Below are 21,166 nucleotides of genomic sequence, written 5' to 3' on the forward strand. Positions count from 1 at the left end.
CGCACCAGGCGCGGACAGCACGAGACGGCACAGTGATTCGAGTCCATCGTCCTCCTGAACACGCCCGGGGGACAGCAGGCTCGCCCTCGATTCGCGTTTTGCTCAGATCTTCCCTTATGCTTGAGCGTCGGCAAGGAAGTCCTCCGGGACAGACTTCGGCCCCATCGTTTAGCGGCCTAGGACGCCGCCCTTTCACGGCGGTAGCACGGGTTCGAATCCCGTTGGGGTCACTCCTTCCGGTACAATTGAAAACAAGTATGGCCCTGTAGCGCAGTTGGTTAGCGTGCCGCCCTGTCACGGCGGAGGTCGCGGGTTCAAGTCCCGTCAGGGTCGCTCTAAGCGACGGGCCTTTCTCTTCGAGAAAGGCCTTTCGTCTAGATGCGGCAGGTTTCGCCAGTCGCATGGCTCTGTAGCTCAGTTGGTAGAGCGCACGACTGAAAATCGTGAGGTCACGGGATCGACGCCCGTCGGAGCCACAGGGTGATCATTACAGTCACCTTAGGAACCCTCGCCTAGCTTCTACATGGCGGGGGTTTCCGCTTTTTCCCGGGTGCAGCGTCGGTTTCCGATCCGCTCCCCCGGCCCGGGCCCTGAACGAGCAGAACTCGCGCCCGCGCATCCGGCCCGCACGCTGATGCGGCGAGGCCCGCCTCCACAACCGGCGCATCAGCCGCGGGTCCTCCTCGACCCGAGCGTGACGATCGGTTCGATGCGTCCGGCGAATGCGGCGGACGCAGAAAAACACGCACTCACTGCCCTCTCCGGCGAAAATCTCCCCCGACGTATGCGAAGTAATATATCGATATGGGACCTGACCTTCCCGTTGCGCCTGGGGCTCAGCGGAACCTGGGAGCCGAAGAGCTCTTCCGTCGTCTGGCGACGTCGATCGCTGACGGAACCTATGCGCCCGGCGCGAAGCTGAGCGACAAGGCGATCGCCGATGACCTGGGTGTCACCCGCACTCCGGTCAGAGAGGCCGTGCAGCGTCTCGCACGCGCGGGGTTGATGGAAGTCCACGCGAATCGCTACTCGATGGTCACCGACATCACCGATGAACGCTCCCGCATCACCCGCGAGTTCGCCGCGTCTCAGGGTGGAGAGATCATCCGCGAGGCGGCACTCGCACTGTCGGAGGCCGACCTCGCCATCGCCTGCGAGCTGATCGGGGAGGCCATCGAGTCGGTCGAGTCCGGCGAGGGATGGATCGAGGCCCATGTCGAGCTCTTCGAATTCCTGACCGACCGTGCACTGAACGATCTCTACCGATTGATGCTGAGCGACTTCTGGTATCTGGTGTTCCGCGATCTCTACCTCGGTGAGCCGCGAGTGAACACGAGGGAGTCCCTCGAGGAGCTCGAGTCCGCGATGCGCGCCCGCAGCGCGAACGCCGGCGTCAAGGCCGTGCAGAGGATGCTCCGCCTGAAGTAGCGGGATCGACTCCGAGGAGTTGGTTCCGGTCCCCCGCGCCCGAACGGGGGGACCGGATCAGCCGATGAGAAGGTCCGCAAGCGCACCCACCCCCCAGTGGGCGCTCAAGACCGAGAGACTCGAGGGCACGTCTGGTTCGACCGACGGAGAGCAGCAGAATGCGGCTCGTCGTGTTGCCAGCGTATTGGCGAGGCGGACGCTGACGCTGATCGGGGCCCGACCGTTGACGCCGCGACGCTCGACCTGCTATGCCGAGATCTCGCACTCGCGCCGCCGGTGACGACGGGTGGCTCCAGGCTGGATACGCTCGAACCATGCTCGAGACGTTCACCGGATTCGCGGTCGTGGGAGTCGCGATCGCGCTCGGCTACGTGCTGGGCCGGATCGATCTGCTCGGGCCCCATGCGCGGCACGTGCTCGGTCGCCTGATCTTCTTCGTGCTCTCGCCGTTCCTGCTCTTCACCGTGCTCGCCCACGCCGATGCGAAGATGCTCTTCTCCTCGCTGCTCCCCGTCTCGGCCATAGCGGCGGTCGCGATCATCGCGATCTACGCTCTGGTGGCGCGACTGTGGTGGAAGCGTTCCGTCGGCGAGACGCTGATCGGCGCCCTCTCAGCCGGTCAGGTCAACTCGAACAACATCGGCATCCCCCTGTCGCTCTACCTGCTCGGCAGCGCCGCCTACCCCGCACCCGTGGTGCTCATGCAGCTGCTGATCTTCACGCCGGTCTCGCTGACGATCCTCGATGCCGTCACGAGCGACCGGGTCTCACTGCGCAAGACCCTCGTGCGCACCGCGACGAACCCGATCATCATCGCCTCGCTCCTCGGAACCCTCGTCTCGGTACTTGGCATCACGGTTCCGCCCATCGTCATGGAGCCCGCGCAGCTGATCGCCGACGCGGCCGTGCCGGTACTGCTGATCAGCTATGGCATCTCACTGCACGGCCAGCGCGTGCTCGGAGCCCCCGGACACCGCCGCGACATCATCTTCGCGACGTCGCTCAAGCTCATCGCGATGCCTCTGATCGCCTGGGTCGTGGCCGAGTTCGTCTTCGGGCTGTCGTCGGCCGAGGTGCTGATCGTCGTCATCCTCGCTGCCCTTCCGACCGCTCAGAACGTCTTCAACTACTCGCAGCGCTATGACATCGGCGAGACCATCTCGCGTGACACCGTGTTCCTGACCACGCTCGGTTGCCTCCCCGTGCTGATCCTCATCATGTTCCTGCTGGGCTGAGCAGCTCGGCACCCCTGCGGTCTCCGACTGCAGACAGGGTCAACGGGAGGTCTCGCATCACGACGACGCTGTCGAATGCCGTCGAACCAGGCGGAAGCGCCTCGAAGAACGACGATCGGAGGTGATTCAGGCGTGCACCTTCCACGCTCCACGCGCCGGTTGTGAGCGCGACCGACTCGACCGCTCGCCGGGAGGGCGCGTACGACCAGCCGACCCGACCGGCCCGATAGAAGTCCGATGCCTCGTCGATCGAGGCGAAGAGGGAGCTCGACCACGCGCCTCCCACCTCCACATCGGCGGTGAGACTGTGCTCTCCCGCTTCCATCGTGAGTGCGTAGCGGTCTCCTGATTCACGGATCGTGAATTGCGCTCTGCGATGCACCCCGGGGAACAGGCGTCCGCCGAACAGCACCGGATGCCATGCCGAGCTGTGCCGTTCGAAGATGAAGACACCGCGCTCGACGCCGCCGGGGCTGTCCCACTCGACGGCGATCCGGTGGGCGGCGTTCTCCGAACGGAGGCCCCATCGGCGCTGCAACCAGCTCGGTCGAATCGATTCGAGGCCCAGCACGCACACGCCGGCGACCGCAGACCCGTCGACGACCTGGGGCCGGAACCCTTCCGGCAGCAGCGATGCCGCCACCGCCGGGTCGACCCGGTAGGTGATCAGAAGGCGTCGGCGGAGCTGCGCGTGCACATCGCGGATGATCGTCATGTTGCGAATCTAGCACTGTAGCTAAATTACTCCAAGCGGTGCGCGTCCGCCTCTCCCCGTAGGTTGTATCCGTGGACAACCCGCTCATCTACGTGGCCGTGATCGGCGCGATCATCGTGCTGGCGATCTTCCTCCCCCGGTGGATACGCCGCTCGACCGACGCAGCCGGAGGAAGAGCAGGGCGGCGCTACGCGACCGACCGCCTCACCGGCATCCTCGCCGAACTGGGCACGACGCTGGTGCTGCATACGTCCGAAGCGACGGCGCGAGAGGTCGTCGACGGCGTCGTGCTGCAGCAGCCGCGCAAGTTCGCCCGTCTCGGGGGCGGCGGCTACGGCATCCGATTCATCGAGCAGGACGACGCGATCGTGCGTCTCGTCGACGATGAGGACGGAGTCCGGCTGGAGGTCGAGAGGGTCCGCGAGCACCTGGGCGTGCCGAACACCTCGGAGTTCTGGGCAGACCTGCGTGCCGCCGTCTCCACCGCCGCGCGCGCCGAGGGCATCGCGGTCTCCCCCGGACGGCCGATCCACCACCGGCGCGACACGGCGACCGGAGTATGGGTGCCGGAGTAGAGCGGCAGCACGTGGCGTGCCGGAACATCGGGTGCATCTCACAGCCGCCGCAACTAGGCTGTGGTATTGCTGATGACGCACCGGTCCCACCACAGCCGGCCTCGCGACGGCATCATTTCTCATCACAGCCCTCAGTCCCTCTGTGACCTGCGCCGGAAAGGCCGACCCATGAGTGAATCTCCAGAAAACGACCGGACTCCCGACTTCTTCGACAAGCTGATCGAAGAGACGCCTCGCGAGAACCCGCGCGAGCAGTCCGGCTTCACCGCCTCGTTCCGCGGCTATGACAAGGGCGAGGTCGACTCGGCTCTCAGCGCGCTGCGCAACCAGCTGCAGCAGGCGAAGGCCGACCTCGCGGCCACCGAGGCGCGCCACGAAGACGCCGTCGAGGCGCTCCGTGAAGAAGAGCGCATCGCCCGTGAAGAACTCGAAGCCGAACTTCTCGCCACCAAGGCGAAGGCCGCCGAGACCGAGCAGCAGGTCGCCACCCTGACCAACGAGCTCGTCGACACCCCGCGTGCGGACGGCCAGGAGGCACCGTCGCGCGAGCAGTTCGAGGCGATCCTCCGCGTGGCCGAAGAGCAGGCGAACGTGCTCATCCAGAACGCCGCCGTGCAGGCAGACCGCCTGATGGCCGCGGCTCGCGAAGAGGTCACCACGCAGCGTGCCGAGGCCGACGCCGACGTCACCCGCATCATCGCTCACGCTCAGCACGACGCCGACCAGGTGCGCCTGAAGATCGACACGGAGTACACCGCGCACCAGGCGACGCTCGAGCGCGAAGCCGCGCACGCCGCCGAGCGGGTGCACCAGGCGACGCAGGAGGCCACCGCCATCCGCACCGAGGCAGAGAAGGGCGCTGCGGCGCTCCGCTCCCTCGTCACTCGCGAGACGACGCAGCTGCGCGCCGAGGCGGAGCGCGAGGTGCGCGAGATGAACGCCCGCGTCCTCGAGTTCGAGGAGACCCTCACCCGACGCCAGGACGACGCTCAGCAGGAGTTCCTCGTGCTGCACAACCAGGCTGTCGCGCACGCCGAGCGCATCACCACCGACGCGAACGAACAGGTCGCCGCCTCGCTCGATCACGCACAGCGCATCTCGGCGAAGGCCGACGACTACGAGCGGCTGATGCGCTCGCAGGCGCAGACCATCGAAGCGGATGCCCAGGTGCGAGCCCGCGACACGCTCGACCGTGCGCGCGTGAAGTCGCAGAAGATCGTCGACTCGGTGACGGGTCACACCTCCGCGGTGCTGCGGGATGCCGAGGACCAGGCGCGTCAGCTGCGCTGGCAGCAGCAGCAGCTCGCCAGCTTCATGGCGGAGGTGCGCGAGCTGATCCGCCCGGAGGGCATTTTCAGCGATCAGCAGACGGGCGACGCCGTCTCCACGGTGGCGGACGCTGACGACGACGTCGACACGTTCGAGGCCGAGATCGTCGAAGACGAACAGGACGAGACCGCAGAGCCCGTCGAGGAGTTCCGCGGAGACGAGGCCCTCGACGATGAGCTCCTCGATGACGACGCCGAGACCATCGACGGCAAGATCACCATCGAGGTCGTCGAGACCGACGAGAAGGCCTCACGCTGACCTCGACCTCATGACGAACAGGGGCGTGGGCGGGTGATCCGCTCGCGCCCCTGTTCTGTGTTCGGTGCCATCCACCGATCGGTGGATGTCCGAGTCCGCCGCTTCACGGCTACCGCGCGAGCTCGTCTGCGGGCACGCTGGGGTACATGACAGACAGCGTGATCGAAGTACAGGATCTCCGCAAGGACTACGGTGGGTTCTCCGCGGTCGACGGCATCAGCTTCGACATCCGCCGGGGCGAGACGTTCGCTCTGCTCGGCCCGAACGGTGCGGGAAAATCGACGACCATCGAGATCCTCGAGGGGTACCGCCACCGCACGTCCGGGGACGTGCGCGTGCTCGGCGTCGACCCGCAGCATGGCCGTCTGGACTGGAAGGCACGTCTGGGTATCGTGCTGCAGTCGACGGGCGAGGCGGGGAACTTCACCGTGCGTGAACTCCTCACCGAATTCGCCGGGTACTACCCGCACCCTCGCGACATCGACGAGGTGATCGCAGCGGTGGGCCTCGAGCAGAAGCAGCGCTCCCGCGCAGGGAAGCTGTCCGGCGGCCAGCAGCGCCGACTCGATGTCGCACTGGGAATCATCGGTCGACCGGAGATGCTGTTCCTCGACGAACCGACCACGGGCTTCGATCCCGAGGCCAGACACCAGTTCTGGGATCTCATCCGCTCGCTCAAAGCGGAGGGGACCAGCATCCTGTTGACCACCCACTATCTCGATGAGGCGGCTCAGCTCGGCGACCGCGCCGCGGTCATCGCCGCGGGGCGGATCGCCGCGATCGGACCGATCGACGAGATCGGCGGTCCCGACGCACGCACGCCGGTGGTCCGCTGGCGGGATGCGGCGGGCACACGTCATGAGCAGCGGACGGCGATCCCCGGAGCTTTCGTCGCCGAGCTGCATCGAACGGCCGGCGAGCCCGACACCCTGGAGGTCGTGCGTCCGACCCTCGAGGACATCTATCTCGGCCTGATCAGGCAGCACGACGCCGACGCCCTCGGCGACCCCACGACACACGACAGCCGCACCGACCTCAAGGAGCCCGCATGAGCACCGCGACCGCACCCACGCGCTTCGGACTCCCCCGCACGATCCGGCTGGGCGTGCGCCGCATCGGCTTCGAGCTGCGACAGTACTTCCGCGCGGGAGATCAGGTCTTCTTCACGTTCCTGTTCCCCACCGTGATGTATCTGATCTTCGCGACCATCTTCACCGGCGATGTCGGCGAGGGTGCCGACAAGGTCAGCATGGCGACCTATTACCTCCCAGGACTCATCGCGGGCGGCATCTTCCTCTCGGGAGTGCAGGGTCTGTCGATCGAGATCGCCGTGGAGAAGAGCGACGGAACGCTGAAGCGACTCGGAAGCACCCCGATCTCGCCCGCCACGTACTTCCTCGGCAAGATCGGCGAGGTCTTCGTTACGGCGATCCTGCAGATGGCACTGCTCCTCACCGTCGCGGTCGTGCTCTACAAGGTGCAGCTGCCCTCGGATGCCGAGTCGTGGGGGCTGTTCGCATGGGTGTTCGTGCTCGGTCTGCTCTCGTGCACGCTGCTCGGCATCGCCCTGTCGGCGCTCCCCCGTTCAGGCAAGACGGCATCAGCGGTGGTGATCCCGGTCGTCCTGCTGCTGCAGTTCATCTCAGGCGTCTACATCGCCTTCTCGGCCCTCCCCGAGTGGCTGCAGAACGTCGCCGCCGTGTTCCCGCTCAAGTGGATCGCGCAGGGGATGCGCGCCGCGATCCTGCCCGACTCGTTCAAAGCCGCAGAACCGGGCGGCGAGTGGAACCTCGGTCTCGTCGCGATCATGCTGGCGATCTGGCTCGTCGCCGGCTTCATCCTCAGTCGTGCGACCTTCCGTTGGATCCGACAGAGCGGATGACGCCGGCATCCGTGACGCCCCGACGCCCGGTCCGACGTCGTCACGGCGTCGGGCCGTGCATCGGGGCGCGCGGAACGATGGAAGAGTGGTGGGCATGAGCCGCGTGATCCGCCGAGAGCGTCTGGGGTGGGACATCGCCGCGACGGCACTGCTGCTCACGGTGGCCGGACTCTCCCTCGGCCTCCCGCAGAGCTTCGCCGGATCGCGATGGGTGCTCGTCGCCATCACCCTCGGCGTCTTCCTCCTCTACGCATTCGGCGCCAGGCGCTACGTGGGTATCCACGAGGGGGTCGAAGATCCTGCACCGGCTGTCTCGGCGCTGCTGCAGGTCGGAATGGTCTCGCTTCTCGCAGCGGGTGTCGCGATCGAGCCGAACATGCTGCTGCTGCAGACCCTGGTGCTTCCGCTGATCTGGATGACGTCACGCTCGACCCTTCAGGCCGTGCTGGTCACGGTGGGCAACGGCGTCGTGCTCGGCCTCGCCTACGGGTATTGGGGTGGCTTCAGCGCCGATGCGCTCAGCACCGGTTTCGTCTCTTCCGGGCTGTCGACGGCGTTCAGTCTCGCGCTCGGCCTCTGGATCACCCGCATCGCCGAGTGGGGTGTCGAGCGACAGCATCTGCTGGCCGATCTGACCGCCGCTCAGGCGGGCCTCGAGACGGCCAGTCGAGAGGCCGGCGCCATCGAGGAGCGGGCTCGTCTCGCTCGCGACGTCCACGACACGATCGCGCAGAGCCTGGCGAGCATCGTCATGCTGGCCGAGCGTGCGCGTCTCGACGGTTCTCCCGCCGCGATCGAGCTGATCGAGAGTGCGGCACGGGAGGCGCTCGTCGAGGCCAGGGCTCTCGTGGCCGTGACCTCGACCGCGCCGTCCGCCGGTTCGCTCGGCGATGCGCTCCGCCGCCTCGGCGAGCGATTCGCGAGGGAGACCGGCCTGCGCGTCGACGTGTCGGCATCGGATGCCGCGCTGGCGCGAGACGTGCAGGTCGTCCTGCTCCGCTGCGCTCAGGAAGGACTCGCGAACGTGCGCAAGCATTCCGGCGCTGCGTCCACCAGCGTCACGCTCCTGATCGCCGATGCCGCCGAGCTCCGCATCCGCGACGACGGCCGCGGACTCCGAGGAGTGTCGATCGACGACGACCGCGGATTCGGTCTTGCGGGAATGCGGGAGCGGGTCGCCCTCGTCGGCGGAACCCTGACCGTCGCCGACGGGGCGGAGAACGGCACCGACCTGACCGTGCGCATCCCGATGCGCGCCGAGGCTGGCGCCCCGGCCGTAGGCGCGACCGTGGTCGCGAAGGAGACGACGCCATGATCCGCGTCATCGTCGCCGACGACCACCCGATCGTACGCTCCGGCATCGTGGGGCTCCTCGCTCTCGATCCGGGGCTCGAGATCGTCGGGCAGGCGGCGAACGGCGCCGAGGCGTTCGACCTGGCCGCTCGCCTGCGCCCCGATGTCGTGCTGATGGATCTCCGGATGCCCGGAACCTCAGGAATCGAGGCGACGTCGCGCATCGCAGCCGAGCTGCCCGGCGTGCACGTGCTCGTGCTCACGACCTACGAGACCGACGACGACATCCTCGGTGCGATCGAGGCGGGCGCGAGCGGGTACCTCCTCAAGGCTGCCCCGCAGGAGGAGATCGTCGCCGGGATCCGCGCGGTCGCAGAAGGCCATACGGTTCTCGCCCCGACGATCGCCGCCACGCTCGTCACGCGGATGCGCGGCGACCGACCGTCAAGGCCACAGCTGAGCCCGCGGGAACGCGAGGTGCTCCGCCTCGTCGCGGCAGGTCGCAGCAACCCGGAGATCGCTCGAGAGCTGTTCATCGGCGAGGCCACGGTGAAGACCCATCTGATCCACGTCTTCGAGAAGCTCGAGGTTTCCGACCGCACGCGTGCCGTGACCCTCGCGCTGGAACTCGGGCTGCTGTAGCGGATGACGGAGAACGCGAACGGCCCCCATCCCGAGGGATGAGGGCCGTTCGAATCGACGTCGAGGCGTGTTACGCGCGCACGAACTGCGTGGCTGCGGGGCAGTCGAACGGATCGGCACCGGCGGCCAGTCCGACCCGGTTGAGGTATTCGATGACGATCGCGTACGAGCGCAGGAGGCTCGTCTCGGTGTACGGCACGTCGTTCGAGACGCAGTAGTCGCGGACGATCTCGCGAGCCTTGGAGAGGTGCGGGCGCGGCATGTTCGGGAACAGGTGGTGCTCCACCTGGTAGTTGAGACCGCCCATGAGCCAGGTGGCCCACCATCCGCCGCGGATGTTGCGCGAGGTGCGCACCTGCTTCGAGAAGAAGTCGAGGCGGGCGTTCGGGTCGATGATCGGCATTCCCTTGTGGTTCGGGGCGAACGACGCCCCCATGTAGACGCCGAAGACGGCGAGCTGCACGCCCATGAAGGCGAATGCCATGCCGAGCGGGAGCATCAGGAAGACCGGGATCAGCACGATCGCGAACCGGAGGGCGATCAGGCCCAGCTCGATCCAGCGGCCCTTGGCCTTCTTGCTCGTCACCAGGTGCTTGACGCCGAGGTAGTGCAGGTTGAGCCCTTCAAGCGTCAGCAGCGGGAAGAACAGCCATCCCTGCTTGCGCGTGATCAGGCGGACGATGCCGCGCGACTGCGCCGCATCCGTCTCGAGGAACGAGATCGTGTCGACCTCGATGTCGGGATCCTTTCCGACCTGGTTCGGGTTTCCGTGGTGCTTGGTGTGCTTCGAGTCCCACCACGAGTAGCTGATGCCGACGACGCCGGCGGCCAGGATACGAGCGAGGCGGAAGTTCGCCGGACCGGAAGTGAGGATCTGGCGGTGCGCGGCCTCATGGGCGAGGAACGCCACCTGCGTGAGGACGAGGCCGAGCCCGGCGGCGATCAGCAGCTGGAACCAGCTGTCGCCGAGCAGGATGAAGCCGGTGACGAGTCCGCCGAGGGCGACGGCGAGGCCGGCGGCGACGAAGATGTAGAACCACCCGGCGCGCTGCAGGAGGCCGGTCTCCCGGACGACCTGCGACACCTGCTTGTAGGCGTGCGTCATCGGGGGGATGTCTGCGTTCCCGGAATACGTCTGGCGTACTGGTCCGAGCGTGGCTGCGGTCTTTTCGACCTGTGAAATGGAGATGTTGCTCTCCCGTCGATTGGAGCCCTTGAGCTGTGGTAAGCCCAAGGCAGATCGCCCAACGCTTAACTCAACCTAACCCCCCGCACATGCGCCGTGGGGAATACATCGGCACCCCTTGACGATTCACAGGTCCTGTGAATGAAACGGTCAGGCGCGGGCCCGCCGTGGGCGCCTTCTCAGCGCACGCGGAAGGGTGAACGTGAAGGTGCGCGCGCGACGCGTCGGGGCACTCGCGGCCTCGAGAGCCTCGCGCGCGTCGTCGAGGGAGTCGAAGGCGCCGAGCTCGGTCCCGCGCTGATCGCGGGCGAGATGGGTCGCGCCGTCGAACTCTACGAAACCGGCGAACTCGCCGGATCGGGTCGCGACATGCACGTCTGCGTCGGCCTGTTTCCAGGTCAACGGGTCGGAAGGAGGAAAAGTGGTCATGCTCATGGTCATACTCATTGCTGTGTGACGGGCGCGCGATATCGCGACCCGCAAGATGTGAGATCGAGGGCGGATGCCGCGCGCATCGATGCACGTGGTCCGGAATGGCCCTGTCAGTGGCTCCGTGGACGGCCTAGATAGGGCCAGAACACACGGTGCTCGATCAGTCTAGCAGGTCGGCATCCCGGACGCCCGATTCAGCTGTGAGCCGGGACCCACATACGGCGAGGGTGGCCTGACGATCCCCCCATGATCCACGCGCGCTCGGGCTCGGGCTCGGGCTCGGACTCGGACTGCGTCTCATCTTCGGTATTTGCCGTCGCGCCATCCGCGGCGTCGATCGGCATCCGCTCCCTCGACTCCGCGCTCTCCCCCGCCGCCCAGGCGTCGCGGATGATCCGCCGCGGGTCGTACTGCCGAGGATCCAGCGCGGTCCACTCCTGGCGAATGCTCGTCACTCCGGCCTCCTGCTCGGCTCGCCGCGCCGCATCGCCCGCGAGCAGGGTGACCCTGCGGACCAGCGCGCCGAGACGGCCCGCGTACTCCGGCAGCCGTCGAGGACCGATGATCACCGCCGCGATCAGCGCCATCAGGAACAGCTTCTCGATGGTGAGTCCGAACATCGTCATCCCTCCGTCGCGGCGAGGGTCGCGGCCGCCCTGCGGTGTTCTCTGCGGTCGTGGAGCCAGGCGATGAGCAGAGCCACCAGGAACAGCACGGTCATGGGAACCGCGATCAGGAACATCGACAGCACGTCGGCCGCCGGGGTCACGATCGCGCTGAACAGCACGATGGCGACGACGGTGATCCGCCAGCTCCGCGCGATCGCTCCGGCCGGGACGACGCCGAGCAGATTCAGCATCACGAGGAACACGGGAAGGACGAACGCCACACCGGTCGCCAGCACGATCTTGAGGATGAAATCGACGTAGTACGACGCCTGCAGCAGGGTGCTGTCTTCGGTCGAGGCGAAGCTCGCGAGCAGTTCGACCATGTGGGGGAAGACGAGGAAACCCATCAGGCATCCGCCGACGAACAGGGGGACGGATGCTGCGACGAACCCGAACGTGTACTTCTTCTCCCGCGTGTTGAGGCCAGGGGCGAGGAAGGCGAACAGCTCGTACAACCAGACGGGACTCGACAGAGCGACACCCGCGAAGAGCGCGATCTTGAGCTTGAGGTCGAAGGCCCCGGTGATGCTGTCGTAGTTCAGACTCGCGTCTCGCGACTCGGCGAGAGCGGTGATCGGCGCTCGCACGATTTCGAGGATCTGGTTCGACAGGAGGTAGCCGGCGACCACCCCGACCAGGAGGGCGACCACCGCACGGAACGCGCGCGTGCGCGCCTCCCGCAGGTGCGACGACAGCGGCATCCTGGTCGGAGCGGGCGATGGGCTCGCCCCGACGGCGTCAGCGACGAGCGCGGACACGTTCTACTCCGCGGCCCGTGGGACGGGGCGGGGGATGTCGGCGGACTCGCGCGCTTCGGCATGGTCGCGGACGCCCGCTGCCGGATCCGCCCACGCGTCGCCCGAGGTCTCGGCGACCTCGGATCTGAGGATGCGCATGGACTGCCCGACGCTCCTGGCGAGGGCGGGGAGCTTCGCGGCGCCGAAGATGAGGACGACGATCGCGAGGATGATCAGGGCGTGCCACCCTGTGAGGTTCTGAAGCATGTCTTCCTTCTCTCTTATATGGGGTGCGCGGTTCGCGTTCAGTCGGACGGCGGCTCGCCGCCGCCGCCCGGGCCGCCGGACGGGGCGGTGCCCGCGCTCGGAGTCGTGGTCGTGTCGATGCCAACCACGAGCGCCGCGGAGTACCCGCTGCCGACGTCACCGGTGACCGTGGCCAGCTGAAGCGCACCGGAGTCGTCGCCGAAGACGTTGTCTGCGGAGAGGCTCGTCTGCGAGAGGTTCTGCGTGGACCCCGGGTAGCGCGAGTCCGCGTAGACGCTGGCGCAGACGTCCTCCGGCAGCGCGAGCTGGGAGGTGGCGATGGCGTTCGCCGCGTCGGTGATCGACTCGACGTCCGGATAGACCTCGAAGTGGATGTGCGGCCAGCGGCCGGAGTAGCAACCGGGGAAGATCGACGTGAACGAGACCTTGCCGTCGGCATCCGCCACCTGCACTCCTCGGAGGTAGGTGACGTCCTCGAGGCCTGACGAGTACATCGAGTATTCGCCCTCCGCTGTGCAGTGCCACGCATAGACCGCGACTCCCTCGAAAGGGACGCTGCCATTCGCGAGATCCACGACCTGCAGCTCGAAGGTCAGGGGGATGCCGTCTGCGGTCGCCGAGCCGTCGATCGAGGTCGTGATGTCCTGACGCACGATGCCGGACTCCTCGAGGACATCCGGCCCGTTCGAGCCGTCGCCAGGGTACGGTCCTGCGGTCTCATCCGGGATCTCGTCCGTCGCTGTCGTGGCCGTCGATCCGGACGAGCCACCCGTGCCGGTCGTCGCCGTCGAGTCGCTCGTGCTCGACGTGGTGCTCTCCGACGGCGCGCATGCGGCGAGGACCAGCGCACCCACCCCGAGTCCGGCGAGACCGAGGACACCGCGACGGGTCACCAGGGTGCGGATGTCGAACGCCGCCCCCTGATCGACGACCTCCTCGTCGGCGCGGTCGAGCAGTCGGCCCTCGCAGGTCGGGCCCTCAGGGGTCTGGACGGGTTCGGGGATGCGGCTCATGATCGTGCTCCTCTCGGCGTGGATGGGTGTCGATGTACCCATGGTCACGGAGGGCCCGATCAGCGAGCTATGTCTCGTCTATGCGAAGACTATGACTCCCGGCGGACGGGCGGGTGCAGGACGAGCACGACCACGATCACGACGAGGACGGCGGCCGTGATCGCCACCGGGATCGGCAGGATCGGGTCAAGCAACACCACCACAGCCCCGAGTGGGATGACCGTGTTCACCACTCTGTCGGCGTGCTCGCGGATCGCGATCCACCAGATGCCGAGCAGGAAGAGCGCGATGGGGACGGCCACCGTGAGCGACGCGACAGCGTGGGTGAGATGGCTCTCGCCGGTCAGGACGTCGAGCTCGACCTCGATTCCGGCCGAGAACGCGGCGGCCGCGGCGAAGACGAAATAATGCGAGTACCCGTAGCGGAGCGTGCGGCCGAGCGTCGTGATCGCCCGGTGATGCGGCGGCCAGAAGTAGATCCACCACAGCGAAGCGGTGACGACCAGCGTCAGGACCGAGATCGCGATGAGCGGCACGAAGGAGTCGAGCTCGTTCTTCGCTTCGATGATCGCGTTGGCCGAGGCGAGGAGGCTCTCGCCGAGCACGATGAGCGTGAAGAGACCGTAACGCTCGGTGATGTGGTGCGGATGCCACGGCGTCTGCCCGCGGCGCTCGGCGAACACCGGCACACTGACCTCGACGAGGGCGAATGCCACGAACGCCACGAGCTGCAGCGTCCCTGAGGGGATGAAGAGGAACAGCACCCACAGCACCTGCACGCCGGCGATACCGAAGGCGTAGCGACGAGTCGCGGCCTTCAGCTCCCCCGCCCCACGTGATGCGCGCAGCCATTGCCCGATCATCGCGAGGCGCATCACGATGTAGCCGATCACCGGAAGGGTGAAGTCTCCGTGCTCGAACGCCGCGGGGATCCCGGCCGCCAGCACGAGCACGCCACCCATCTGGATGATCGTCGTGACGCGATAGAGCCAGTCGTCGGTGTCGAAGGACGTGGCGAACCAGGTGAAGTTCATCCACGCCCACCACACGGCGAAGAACACCAGCAGGTAAGAGGTGATGCCGTGGACGAAGTCGCCGTGGCTCAGCGCATGGTGCAGTTGGGCCGAGGCGATGCTCACCGCGACCACGAAGACGAGATCGAAGAACAGCTCGAGCGTGCTGGCGGTGCGATGGGGTTGCGCCGGATCCCTGGGCAGCATGCGGCTGAGATGGAATCGGGGCGCTGAGGCGGTGGTCACGCGGTCAGAATATCGGCGCCGCTCACCACCAGCGCGCGTGTTCTGGAATATAGGTTGATCCACTCGGGTGAATTATCTTCCGCTGAACGTTCGGTTCCGCTAGAGTGAACGAAGTCTGCAGTGCCTGCTGCCAGCACCACCGTGTGGGACGGTGACCGCAACTCGTGATTTGGGATCACGGATGCAGCAGGACCCGAGGGGTCGGGACGCAGACGATGCCATGGACGTGGGGTCCGTGGTCTGGGGAATATCTGGGGATAACTATGGCGCGCTGGGGAATTCTGCGTACATTCAGGGCTCAAGGGGCTTCGGCATGACCTCCGTCGAGGATGCTCTGAGCATCACTCGCACGGGTTCGGTCTTCACGCCGGTCGCGGCTCCGCGAGCCGCGAAGTCGGTCACGCGCACGGTGGTCACACCGCGCGTGTCCGCGACGCTGGAGCGACGTCGCCAGTGGGAGCGGCGTTATCGCATGCGACTGCGGATCACGGATGCCGGGGTCATCCTGTTCGCGGTCGGGATCACCGCAGCGGTCCAGGTGGTGACCGGTGTCGCAGGGGAAGAGGCCCTGCGCAACGGCATCCTGCTGGCCACGCTCTGGTATCTGCTCCTCGGCGCGCTGCACACCCGTGATGCAGCGCTGTTCCGCGCCAGCGCCACCGAGTACCGCGGTGTGGCACACGCCACCGGGCTGGCGTTCGGCGTCATCGCCATGCTCAGCGTCGTGCTCGGCTGGCAGACGATGCAGCTGGTGCTGCTCGTCGGCCTGCCGCTCGGTGTCCTCGCGCTGCTCGTCACCCGCTGGGCGTGGCGGCACTGGCTGACGGCGCAGCGTGCGCGAGGGCGTTTCGCCTCGCGTACGCTCGTCGTCGGCAACCGCGACGACGTCGAGTACGTCATCCGCACACTGCACCCGATCGGCGCCTCCGGGTACCAGGTCGTCGGTGCGACGCTGCTCGACGGCAACGCGCGCGACGTCGAGGCTCGCGGCGAGCAGTTCCCCGTGCTCGGCAACGTCAACTCCGTCTCCACCGTGGCCGCAGAGCTCGGCGCAGACACGATCATCGTCGCGAGTCGTCCCGACGGCGAGCCCGACTTCGTGAAGCACCTCAGCTGGCAGCTCGAAGGCACCGCTGCAGAGCTCGTGCTCTCCAGCCGCCTCACCGATGTCGCCGGGCCGCGCATCTCGTTCGCTCCCGTCGAGGGACTTCCGCTGATCCAGGTGCAGATCCCCTCCTACGAGGGCGGCCAGCACGTGCTGAAGCGCGCACTCGACATCGTTGTCGCCTCGGTCGCGCTCATCCCGATCGCGCTGATCACGCCGATCCTCGCGCTGCTCGTCAAGCTCGACTCTCCGGGTCCGCTCTTCTTCTCGCAGGAGCGCGTGGGCCGCGACGGTCGCACCTTCAAGATCATGAAGTTCCGCTCGATGAAGACCGACGCCGAGCAGCAGCTCGCGACCCTCAAAGAGCAGAACCAGGGAGCCGGCCTGCTGTTCAAGATGAAGGACGACCCACGTGTCACCCGCGTCGGTCGGATCCTGCGCAAACTGTCACTCGACGAGCTGCCGCAGTTCTGGAACGTCCTCATCGGCGACATGAGCGTCGTGGGTCCGCGTCCGCCGCTGCCCTCCGAGGTCACCGCCTACGACGGCACGGTCTTCCGTCGCCTGTACATCAAGCCGGGCATCACGGGCCTCTGGCAGGTCTCCGGTCGCAGCGACCTCTCATGGGATGAGAGTGTGCGCCTCGACCTGCGGTACGTCGAGAACTGGTCCGTGATGAACGACCTGCAGATCATGTGGCGAACTGCCAAGGTCATGGTGCAGCCCAGCGGGGCATACTAGTCACAGAACACTGTGGTTCGGTCCGCCGGGGAGGCGGATGCAGGACCGTGATGCAGTGAGATGGGTGCGGGAGCATCCGAAATGAGGGGGAAATCAACGTGCCATCAACCGTCCGGATCCTTGGCACCCATGGTGTTCCGGCCGCGTACGGCGGTTTCGAGACAGCGGCTGAGAATGTCGGCCTGTACCTGCGCGATCAGGGCTGGAACGTCATCGTCTACTGCCAGCTGCCCGGCGAGGGGCCGACCACCGTCGACGAGTGGAACGGTCTTCAGCGCGTGCTCGTGCATGAGCCCCGCGAAGGCTGGAAGGGCACGTCGGCGTTCGACCTGACCTCGATCCGTCACGCGATGCGCGAGCACGTCGACGGAGACGTGTGGCTCACGTTCGGTTACAACACCGGCGTGTTCGACATCATCCCGCGGCTCCGCCGGATCCCGAACGTCATCAACATGGACGGCATGGAGTGGACACGCAAGCGCTGGGGCGTCGTCAAGCAGGGCATCCTGTTGGCGAACGAGCGCCTGGCGGGCCTCGTCGGAGACGTGCTGATCGCCGACCACCCCGTGATCGCCACGTATCTGCGCCGGCATTTCGGCAATCGACGTGTGCAGACGATCACCTACGGAGGACCCGAGGTGCTCGATGCACCGACAGGCCCCGTCCAAGAGCTCGGGCTGACACCCGACGACTACGCGATGATCGTGTGCCGGCCGATCCCCGAGAACTCGGTGCTCGAGATCGTCCAGGCGTGGTCGGCGGCTGAGCGGGGCATGCCGCTCGTGGTGGTCGGGCCTTACGGCGACGACGACCCTTATCACGTGGCAGTGCGCGCCGCGGCGTCCGACGAGGTGATCTTCCCCGGGCCGATCTTCGAACCCGAGCGCCTGCAGTCGCTCCGGTTCCACTCCGCCCTCTACCTGCACGGGCACACGGTCGGCGGCACCAACCCCTCGCTCGTCGAGGCGATGGGCGCCGGCAACGCCGTGATCGCCCACGACAATCCTTACAACACCTGGGTCGCAGGACCCGACAACGCCTACTTCACCGGAGCCGACGATCTCGCCGGCCTGCTCGACGATGTGCTCTCCGATGACGGCAGGAGGCGGCGCATGGGCGACGCCAGCCGCGAACGGTTCCGCGCGGAGTTCACGTGGGCCAAGATCGGCTCCGAGTACGAACAGGCCCTTCGCACCGCGCTTGCGCGGCGGGGGCACGCACAGCAGCAGACAGGGGTAAACGCATGATCGATGTGGCAGTGGTCGGACTCGGGAAGATGGGGTTGTCCCATCTGTCGATGATCAAGGCGCACCCCGACGTGAACCTCGTGGGGGTGTGCGACGCCACGGGGTACCTGCTCGACATCCTGGCGAAGTACACCGGCGTCACGACCTACAAAGACCTCGACAAGATGCTCGATGAGGCTCGGCCTCAGGCGATCATCATCGCGACGCCGACCCACCTGCACGCGGGGATGATCCGCACTGCGCTGCAGCGCGGCATCCACGTGTTCTGCGAGAAGCCGCTCGTGATCGACCCGGCCGACAGCATCGAGCTCACGGCGCTGGCCGAGCAGAAGGGTCTCGTCACGCAGGTCGGCTATCACAACCGCTTCGTCGGAGCCTTCCTCGAGGTCAAGCGCCTGCTCGACCTCGATGCGATCGGCACAGTCAACACTGCCCTCGCCGAGGCCTACGGCCCCGTCGTGCTGAAGCCCGCCGGTCGCACCTGGCGCAGCGAACGCGCCACGGGCGGCGGCTGCCTCTACGACTACGCCGCACACCCGCTCAACCTCCTCACGTGGTACCTGGGCACCCCGGAGTCGGTGAGCGGCAGCCAGCTGACGAGCATCTTCTCTGCGCAGATCGACGACGCAGTCGCGAGCACGCTGCACTATCCCGACGGCACGGCACAGATCATCTCGAACTGGTCGGACGAGTCACAGCGCAAGATGACGACCAAGATCACCCTGTGGGGAACGAACGGCCGGATCTACGCCGACCGCCAGGAGATCCACGTCTACCTGCGCGACACCGCCACGATCCCCGAGGGGTACCGCGTCGGCTGGAACGTCCGCTACACCACCGATCTCACCGAGGCGCCCTGGTTCTACCTACGCGGCGAGGAGTACAGCGCACAGCTGGACTCCTTCGTGCAGCGCGCCCAGGCCGGCGCATCGGCCGGCACGAACGACTTCGCATCGGCCGCGGTCACCGACAGGGTGATCTCGATGATCAGCGAGGATGCGGTGCGCGAGGACTCGCGTCTCACCGCCGAAGCAGCATCCGATCTCGCCGTGCAGACGGCACCGAAGGGGCGTATCGCGGCAGCGCTGAGCGCTCTGCGTGGAGGGAAATGACCATGACGACATCCACTCGCACCATGGACCGGCTGCTGTTCGGCGACAACCAGTTCTTCGGCGTCAACCACATGTCGGAGGAGAAGGCCCGCGCGCAGCAGATGCGCTTCCAGGACACGGAAGCGATCATGAGCGTGCTCGACGCGGCGTACGACGAGGGTGTGCACACGTTCATGTGCACCACCCACGATCGGATCGCCGAGGTCACTGACCATGTCAGGGCCCACCCCGACCGCTACGCAGACATGACCTTCTTCCCGTGCATGCCGTACGCGCACAAGTACGCGAACGCCGTGACTGAAGACGGCTTCCTCGGAGCCATCCGCAAGTTCCTCCCGGAGGAGGGCCTGCTCGACAGCATCGCGCGAGGCACCTCGTCGCTCGCCCGCAAGGACATCGAGGGCGTCACCACGCTGCTCATCGACGCCGAGATGAAGATGTTCGAGGGTCTGAACACCCCCGTCATCTGGCTGCAGAACGTCGTCGTCGATCTGCTCTCGGGCCTGGGCTTCACCGACGCGTTCCGCATCTTCGCCGATCACGTGCGCAAGCGCTACAACGCGGAACCCGGTTTCATCACGATGAACCTCCCTCGACTGCTCGACGACCTCGACAAAGCGGGGGTCGAGAACCCGATCGTGTGCTCGAACATCAACAAGCTCGGTTTCCGCATGTCGGGCGGCGTCGACGCCTATCGCGATGCGATGGAGAAGCGCCCGTTCCGCGCGGTCGCGATGTCGGTGTACGCCAGTGGTGCGATCCCGCCGCGCGAGGCCATCGAGTGGGTGACCTCGCTGCCGAATCTCGAGTCGATCGTCTTCGGCGCATCGAGCCGCGCGAACATCGCGTCCACGGTGAGCCTTGTAGACGAGTACTGGCCCCAGCGCTGACATGCCGAAGGGTGATGCGAACACGGTCCTGATCGCCAACCCCGGCGCCGACCTCTACGGGTCGGATCGGATGGTGCTCGAGACCGTGCGCGGCCTCGTGGGGGCCGGCCGGCGAGTCGTCGTGACCGTGCCGCACCCCGGCCCTCTCGTGCCTCTGCTCGAGGGGGCCGGGGCAGAGGTCGTCGAATGCATGACGCCGGTGGTGCGCAAGGGCCTTCTCAACCCCCGCGGGCTGGTGGATCTGGTGGTCACATCGATCAGGGCCATCGGCCCCGGCCTCAGGCTCATCCGACTGGTCGACCCCGGCGCGGTGATCGTGAACACCATCACTCCCCCGCTGTGGATCCTCCTCGGCCGGATCAGCCGACGCCTGACCGTCTGTCATGTGCACGAGGGCGAGGGCTCCGTCGCCGGAATCGTGCGTCGCGCCCTGTACCTGCCGCTCGTGTTCAGCGATCGCGTGATCGCGAACAGCGACTTCACGCGCCGCGTCCTGGCCTCCTCCGCGCCGCGGGTGCGCGACCGCACCGTCGTCGTTCACAATGCTGTCGCCGGCCCGGACAGGGTCGTAGCTCCGCGTGTCCCGCTCGCTCCGCCGACGCGCCTGCTCTACGTCGGTCGCCTGTCGCATCGCAAGGGCGTGCATGTGGCGATCGATGCGCTCGACACCCTCGTCCGCGAGGATCGCGACGTTCGTCTCGACGTGGTCGGCGCGGTCTTCCCCGGCAACGAGGCCTACCTCGAGGAGCTACAGACGCAGGTCGCCCGCTGCGGACTCGAGGATCGGGTGTCCTTCCTCGGCTTCAAGTCCTCGGTATGGGACGACCTCGCGCGCAGCGATATCGCCGTGATCACCTCGCTGGTCGACGAGACGTTCGGGAACACCGCCGTCGAGGCCGCTCTCGCCGCGCGTCCTGCGGTGGTGAGCGAGGTCGGCGGCCTGCCCGAAGCGGCGGGTTCGTCGCAGAGCGCGACGCTCGTGGCGCCCGGCGACGCTTCCGCACTCGCGGCGGCGATCGCGGCCAAGATCGACGACTGGCCCGCCCAGGCCGCCCTCGCCGTGGCGGACTCCTCGGCCGTCGCCGACGCGTTCTCGGGCGCCAGATACACCGCCGGGATTCTCGCCGCACTTCGCCGCTGAAGGTCTAGCAA

21 protein-coding genes and 3 tRNA genes are annotated in these 21,166 nt (G+C 67.0%); 16 read left to right on the top strand and 8 right to left on the bottom strand.

The features are described 5' to 3' along the window. Nucleotides 1-157 precede the first annotated feature (157 nt). The 5 genes from ACIP5T_RS08715 (at nt 158) to ACIP5T_RS08735 (ending at nt 2,663) form a co-directional block, all read left to right on the top strand. Nucleotides 158-230 (top strand) — tRNA-Glu (locus ACIP5T_RS08715). A gap of 29 nt (nt 231-259) precedes the next feature. Beyond that, nucleotides 260-333 (top strand) — tRNA-Asp (locus ACIP5T_RS08720). Between the two features lie 70 nt (nt 334-403). After that, nucleotides 404-476 (top strand) — tRNA-Phe (locus ACIP5T_RS08725). A 328-nt stretch (nt 477-804) separates the two neighbouring features. After that, the gene (locus ACIP5T_RS08730; RefSeq protein WP_400862359.1) at nt 805-1,428 is read left to right on the top strand and encodes a GntR family transcriptional regulator; all 624 of its coding nucleotides are present in this window, start codon (nt 805-807) and stop codon (nt 1,426-1,428) included. Nucleotides 1,429-1,742: 314 nt separating this feature from the next. After that, nucleotides 1,743-2,663: an AEC family transporter gene (locus ACIP5T_RS08735; RefSeq protein WP_400862361.1), complete on the top strand. Its 921-nt coding sequence runs from the start codon at nt 1,743-1,745 to the stop codon at nt 2,661-2,663. Here ACIP5T_RS08735 and ACIP5T_RS08740 read toward each other — a convergent pair. Next, a complete protein-coding gene (locus ACIP5T_RS08740) occupies nt 2,644-3,378 on the bottom strand; it encodes a DUF2071 domain-containing protein (protein ID WP_400862363.1) in 735 nt (244 codons plus the stop codon). The genes ACIP5T_RS08735 and ACIP5T_RS08740 overlap by 20 nt on opposite strands. A 71-nt stretch (nt 3,379-3,449) precedes the next feature. Here ACIP5T_RS08740 and ACIP5T_RS08745 point away from each other — a divergent pair, with 71 nt between their 5' ends. The 6 genes from ACIP5T_RS08745 to ACIP5T_RS08770 all read left to right on the top strand — a co-directional run bounded on the left by ACIP5T_RS08745 (nt 3,450) and on the right by ACIP5T_RS08770 (nt 9,357). Then, complete coding sequence (locus ACIP5T_RS08745; protein WP_400862365.1) at nt 3,450-3,953, top strand: hypothetical protein; 504 nt, start codon at nt 3,450-3,452, stop codon at nt 3,951-3,953. Nucleotides 3,954-4,121: 168 nt separating this feature from the next. Next, nucleotides 4,122-5,540: a cell division initiation protein gene (locus ACIP5T_RS08750; protein WP_400862367.1), complete on the top strand. Its 1,419-nt coding sequence runs from the start codon at nt 4,122-4,124 to the stop codon at nt 5,538-5,540. A 146-nt stretch (nt 5,541-5,686) separates the two neighbouring features. Then, nucleotides 5,687-6,592 carry an ABC transporter ATP-binding protein gene (locus tag ACIP5T_RS08755; protein WP_400862369.1) on the top strand — a complete coding sequence of 302 codons (906 nt, stop codon included), beginning with the start codon at nt 5,687-5,689 and terminating at the stop codon, nt 6,590-6,592. Beyond that, nucleotides 6,589-7,422, top strand: coding sequence for an ABC transporter permease (locus ACIP5T_RS08760; RefSeq protein ID WP_400862371.1), 834 nt, complete (start codon nt 6,589-6,591; stop codon nt 7,420-7,422). Before ACIP5T_RS08755 ends, ACIP5T_RS08760 begins: the two co-directional genes overlap by 4 nt. 94 nt (nt 7,423-7,516) lie before the next feature. Beyond that, on the top strand, nt 7,517-8,737 hold the full coding sequence (locus ACIP5T_RS08765) for a sensor histidine kinase (protein WP_400862372.1): 1,221 nt from the start codon (nt 7,517-7,519) through the stop codon (nt 8,735-8,737). Continuing rightward, a complete protein-coding gene (locus tag ACIP5T_RS08770) occupies nt 8,734-9,357 on the top strand; it encodes a response regulator (RefSeq protein WP_400862373.1) in 624 nt (207 codons plus the stop codon). Before ACIP5T_RS08765 ends, ACIP5T_RS08770 begins: the two co-directional genes overlap by 4 nt. Before the next feature lie 70 nt (nt 9,358-9,427). Here the strand turns inward: ACIP5T_RS08770 and ACIP5T_RS08775 are convergent, their stop codons facing one another. From ACIP5T_RS08775 to ACIP5T_RS08805, 7 genes are all read right to left on the bottom strand, one after another. Next, complete coding sequence (locus ACIP5T_RS08775; protein WP_400864680.1) at nt 9,428-10,546, bottom strand: fatty acid desaturase family protein; 1,119 nt, start codon at nt 10,544-10,546, stop codon at nt 9,428-9,430. Between the two features lie 147 nt (nt 10,547-10,693). Further along, on the bottom strand, nt 10,694-10,972 hold the full coding sequence (locus tag ACIP5T_RS08780) for a hypothetical protein (RefSeq protein WP_400862374.1): 279 nt from the start codon (nt 10,970-10,972) through the stop codon (nt 10,694-10,696). Between the two features lie 197 nt (nt 10,973-11,169). After that, nucleotides 11,170-11,595, bottom strand: a complete 426-nt coding sequence (locus tag ACIP5T_RS08785; RefSeq protein ID WP_400862376.1) for a twin-arginine translocase TatA/TatE family subunit — start codon at nt 11,593-11,595, stop codon at nt 11,170-11,172. A 2-nt stretch (nt 11,596-11,597) separates the two neighbouring features. Next, nucleotides 11,598-12,401 carry a twin-arginine translocase subunit TatC gene (gene tatC, locus ACIP5T_RS08790; RefSeq protein ID WP_400862378.1) on the bottom strand — a complete coding sequence of 268 codons (804 nt, stop codon included), beginning with the start codon at nt 12,399-12,401 and terminating at the stop codon, nt 11,598-11,600. A gap of 3 nt (nt 12,402-12,404) precedes the next feature. Next, nucleotides 12,405-12,647, bottom strand: a complete 243-nt coding sequence (locus ACIP5T_RS08795; protein WP_400862379.1) for a twin-arginine translocase TatA/TatE family subunit — start codon at nt 12,645-12,647, stop codon at nt 12,405-12,407. A gap of 38 nt (nt 12,648-12,685) precedes the next feature. Beyond that, entirely contained in the window at nt 12,686-13,660 is a 975-nt protein-coding gene (locus tag ACIP5T_RS08800) for an intradiol ring-cleavage dioxygenase (protein ID WP_400862381.1), read from the bottom strand. Nucleotides 13,661-13,749: 89 nt separating this feature from the next. Continuing rightward, on the bottom strand, nt 13,750-14,880 hold the full coding sequence (locus ACIP5T_RS08805; RefSeq protein ID WP_400864683.1) for a low temperature requirement protein A: 1,131 nt from the start codon (nt 14,878-14,880) through the stop codon (nt 13,750-13,752). A 352-nt stretch (nt 14,881-15,232) separates the two neighbouring features. Here ACIP5T_RS08805 and ACIP5T_RS08810 point away from each other — a divergent pair, with 352 nt between their 5' ends. The 5 genes from ACIP5T_RS08810 (at nt 15,233) to ACIP5T_RS08830 (ending at nt 21,155) form a co-directional block, all read left to right on the top strand. Next, nucleotides 15,233-16,765, top strand: a complete 1,533-nt coding sequence (locus tag ACIP5T_RS08810) for a sugar transferase (RefSeq protein WP_400862383.1) — start codon at nt 15,233-15,235, stop codon at nt 16,763-16,765. Between the two features lie 98 nt (nt 16,766-16,863). Beyond that, nucleotides 16,864-18,012 carry a DUF1972 domain-containing protein gene (locus ACIP5T_RS08815; protein ID WP_400862385.1) on the top strand — a complete coding sequence of 383 codons (1,149 nt, stop codon included), beginning with the start codon at nt 16,864-16,866 and terminating at the stop codon, nt 18,010-18,012. Continuing rightward, nucleotides 18,009-19,124: a Gfo/Idh/MocA family protein gene (locus ACIP5T_RS08820; protein ID WP_400862387.1), complete on the top strand. Its 1,116-nt coding sequence runs from the start codon at nt 18,009-18,011 to the stop codon at nt 19,122-19,124. Before ACIP5T_RS08815 ends, ACIP5T_RS08820 begins: the two co-directional genes overlap by 4 nt. 2 nt (nt 19,125-19,126) lie before the next feature. Further along, nucleotides 19,127-20,014, top strand: coding sequence for a hypothetical protein (locus tag ACIP5T_RS08825; RefSeq protein WP_235559917.1), 888 nt, complete (start codon nt 19,127-19,129; stop codon nt 20,012-20,014). A gap of 1 nt (nt 20,015) precedes the next feature. Continuing rightward, nucleotides 20,016-21,155: a glycosyltransferase family 4 protein gene (locus ACIP5T_RS08830; RefSeq protein WP_400862389.1), complete on the top strand. Its 1,140-nt coding sequence runs from the start codon at nt 20,016-20,018 to the stop codon at nt 21,153-21,155. The last annotated feature ends 11 nt before the right edge of the window (nt 21,156-21,166 follow it).

It is taken from the genome of Microbacterium sp. NPDC088619 (assembly GCF_044752825.1).
GTDB lineage: Bacteria > Actinomycetota > Actinomycetes > Actinomycetales > Microbacteriaceae > Microbacterium.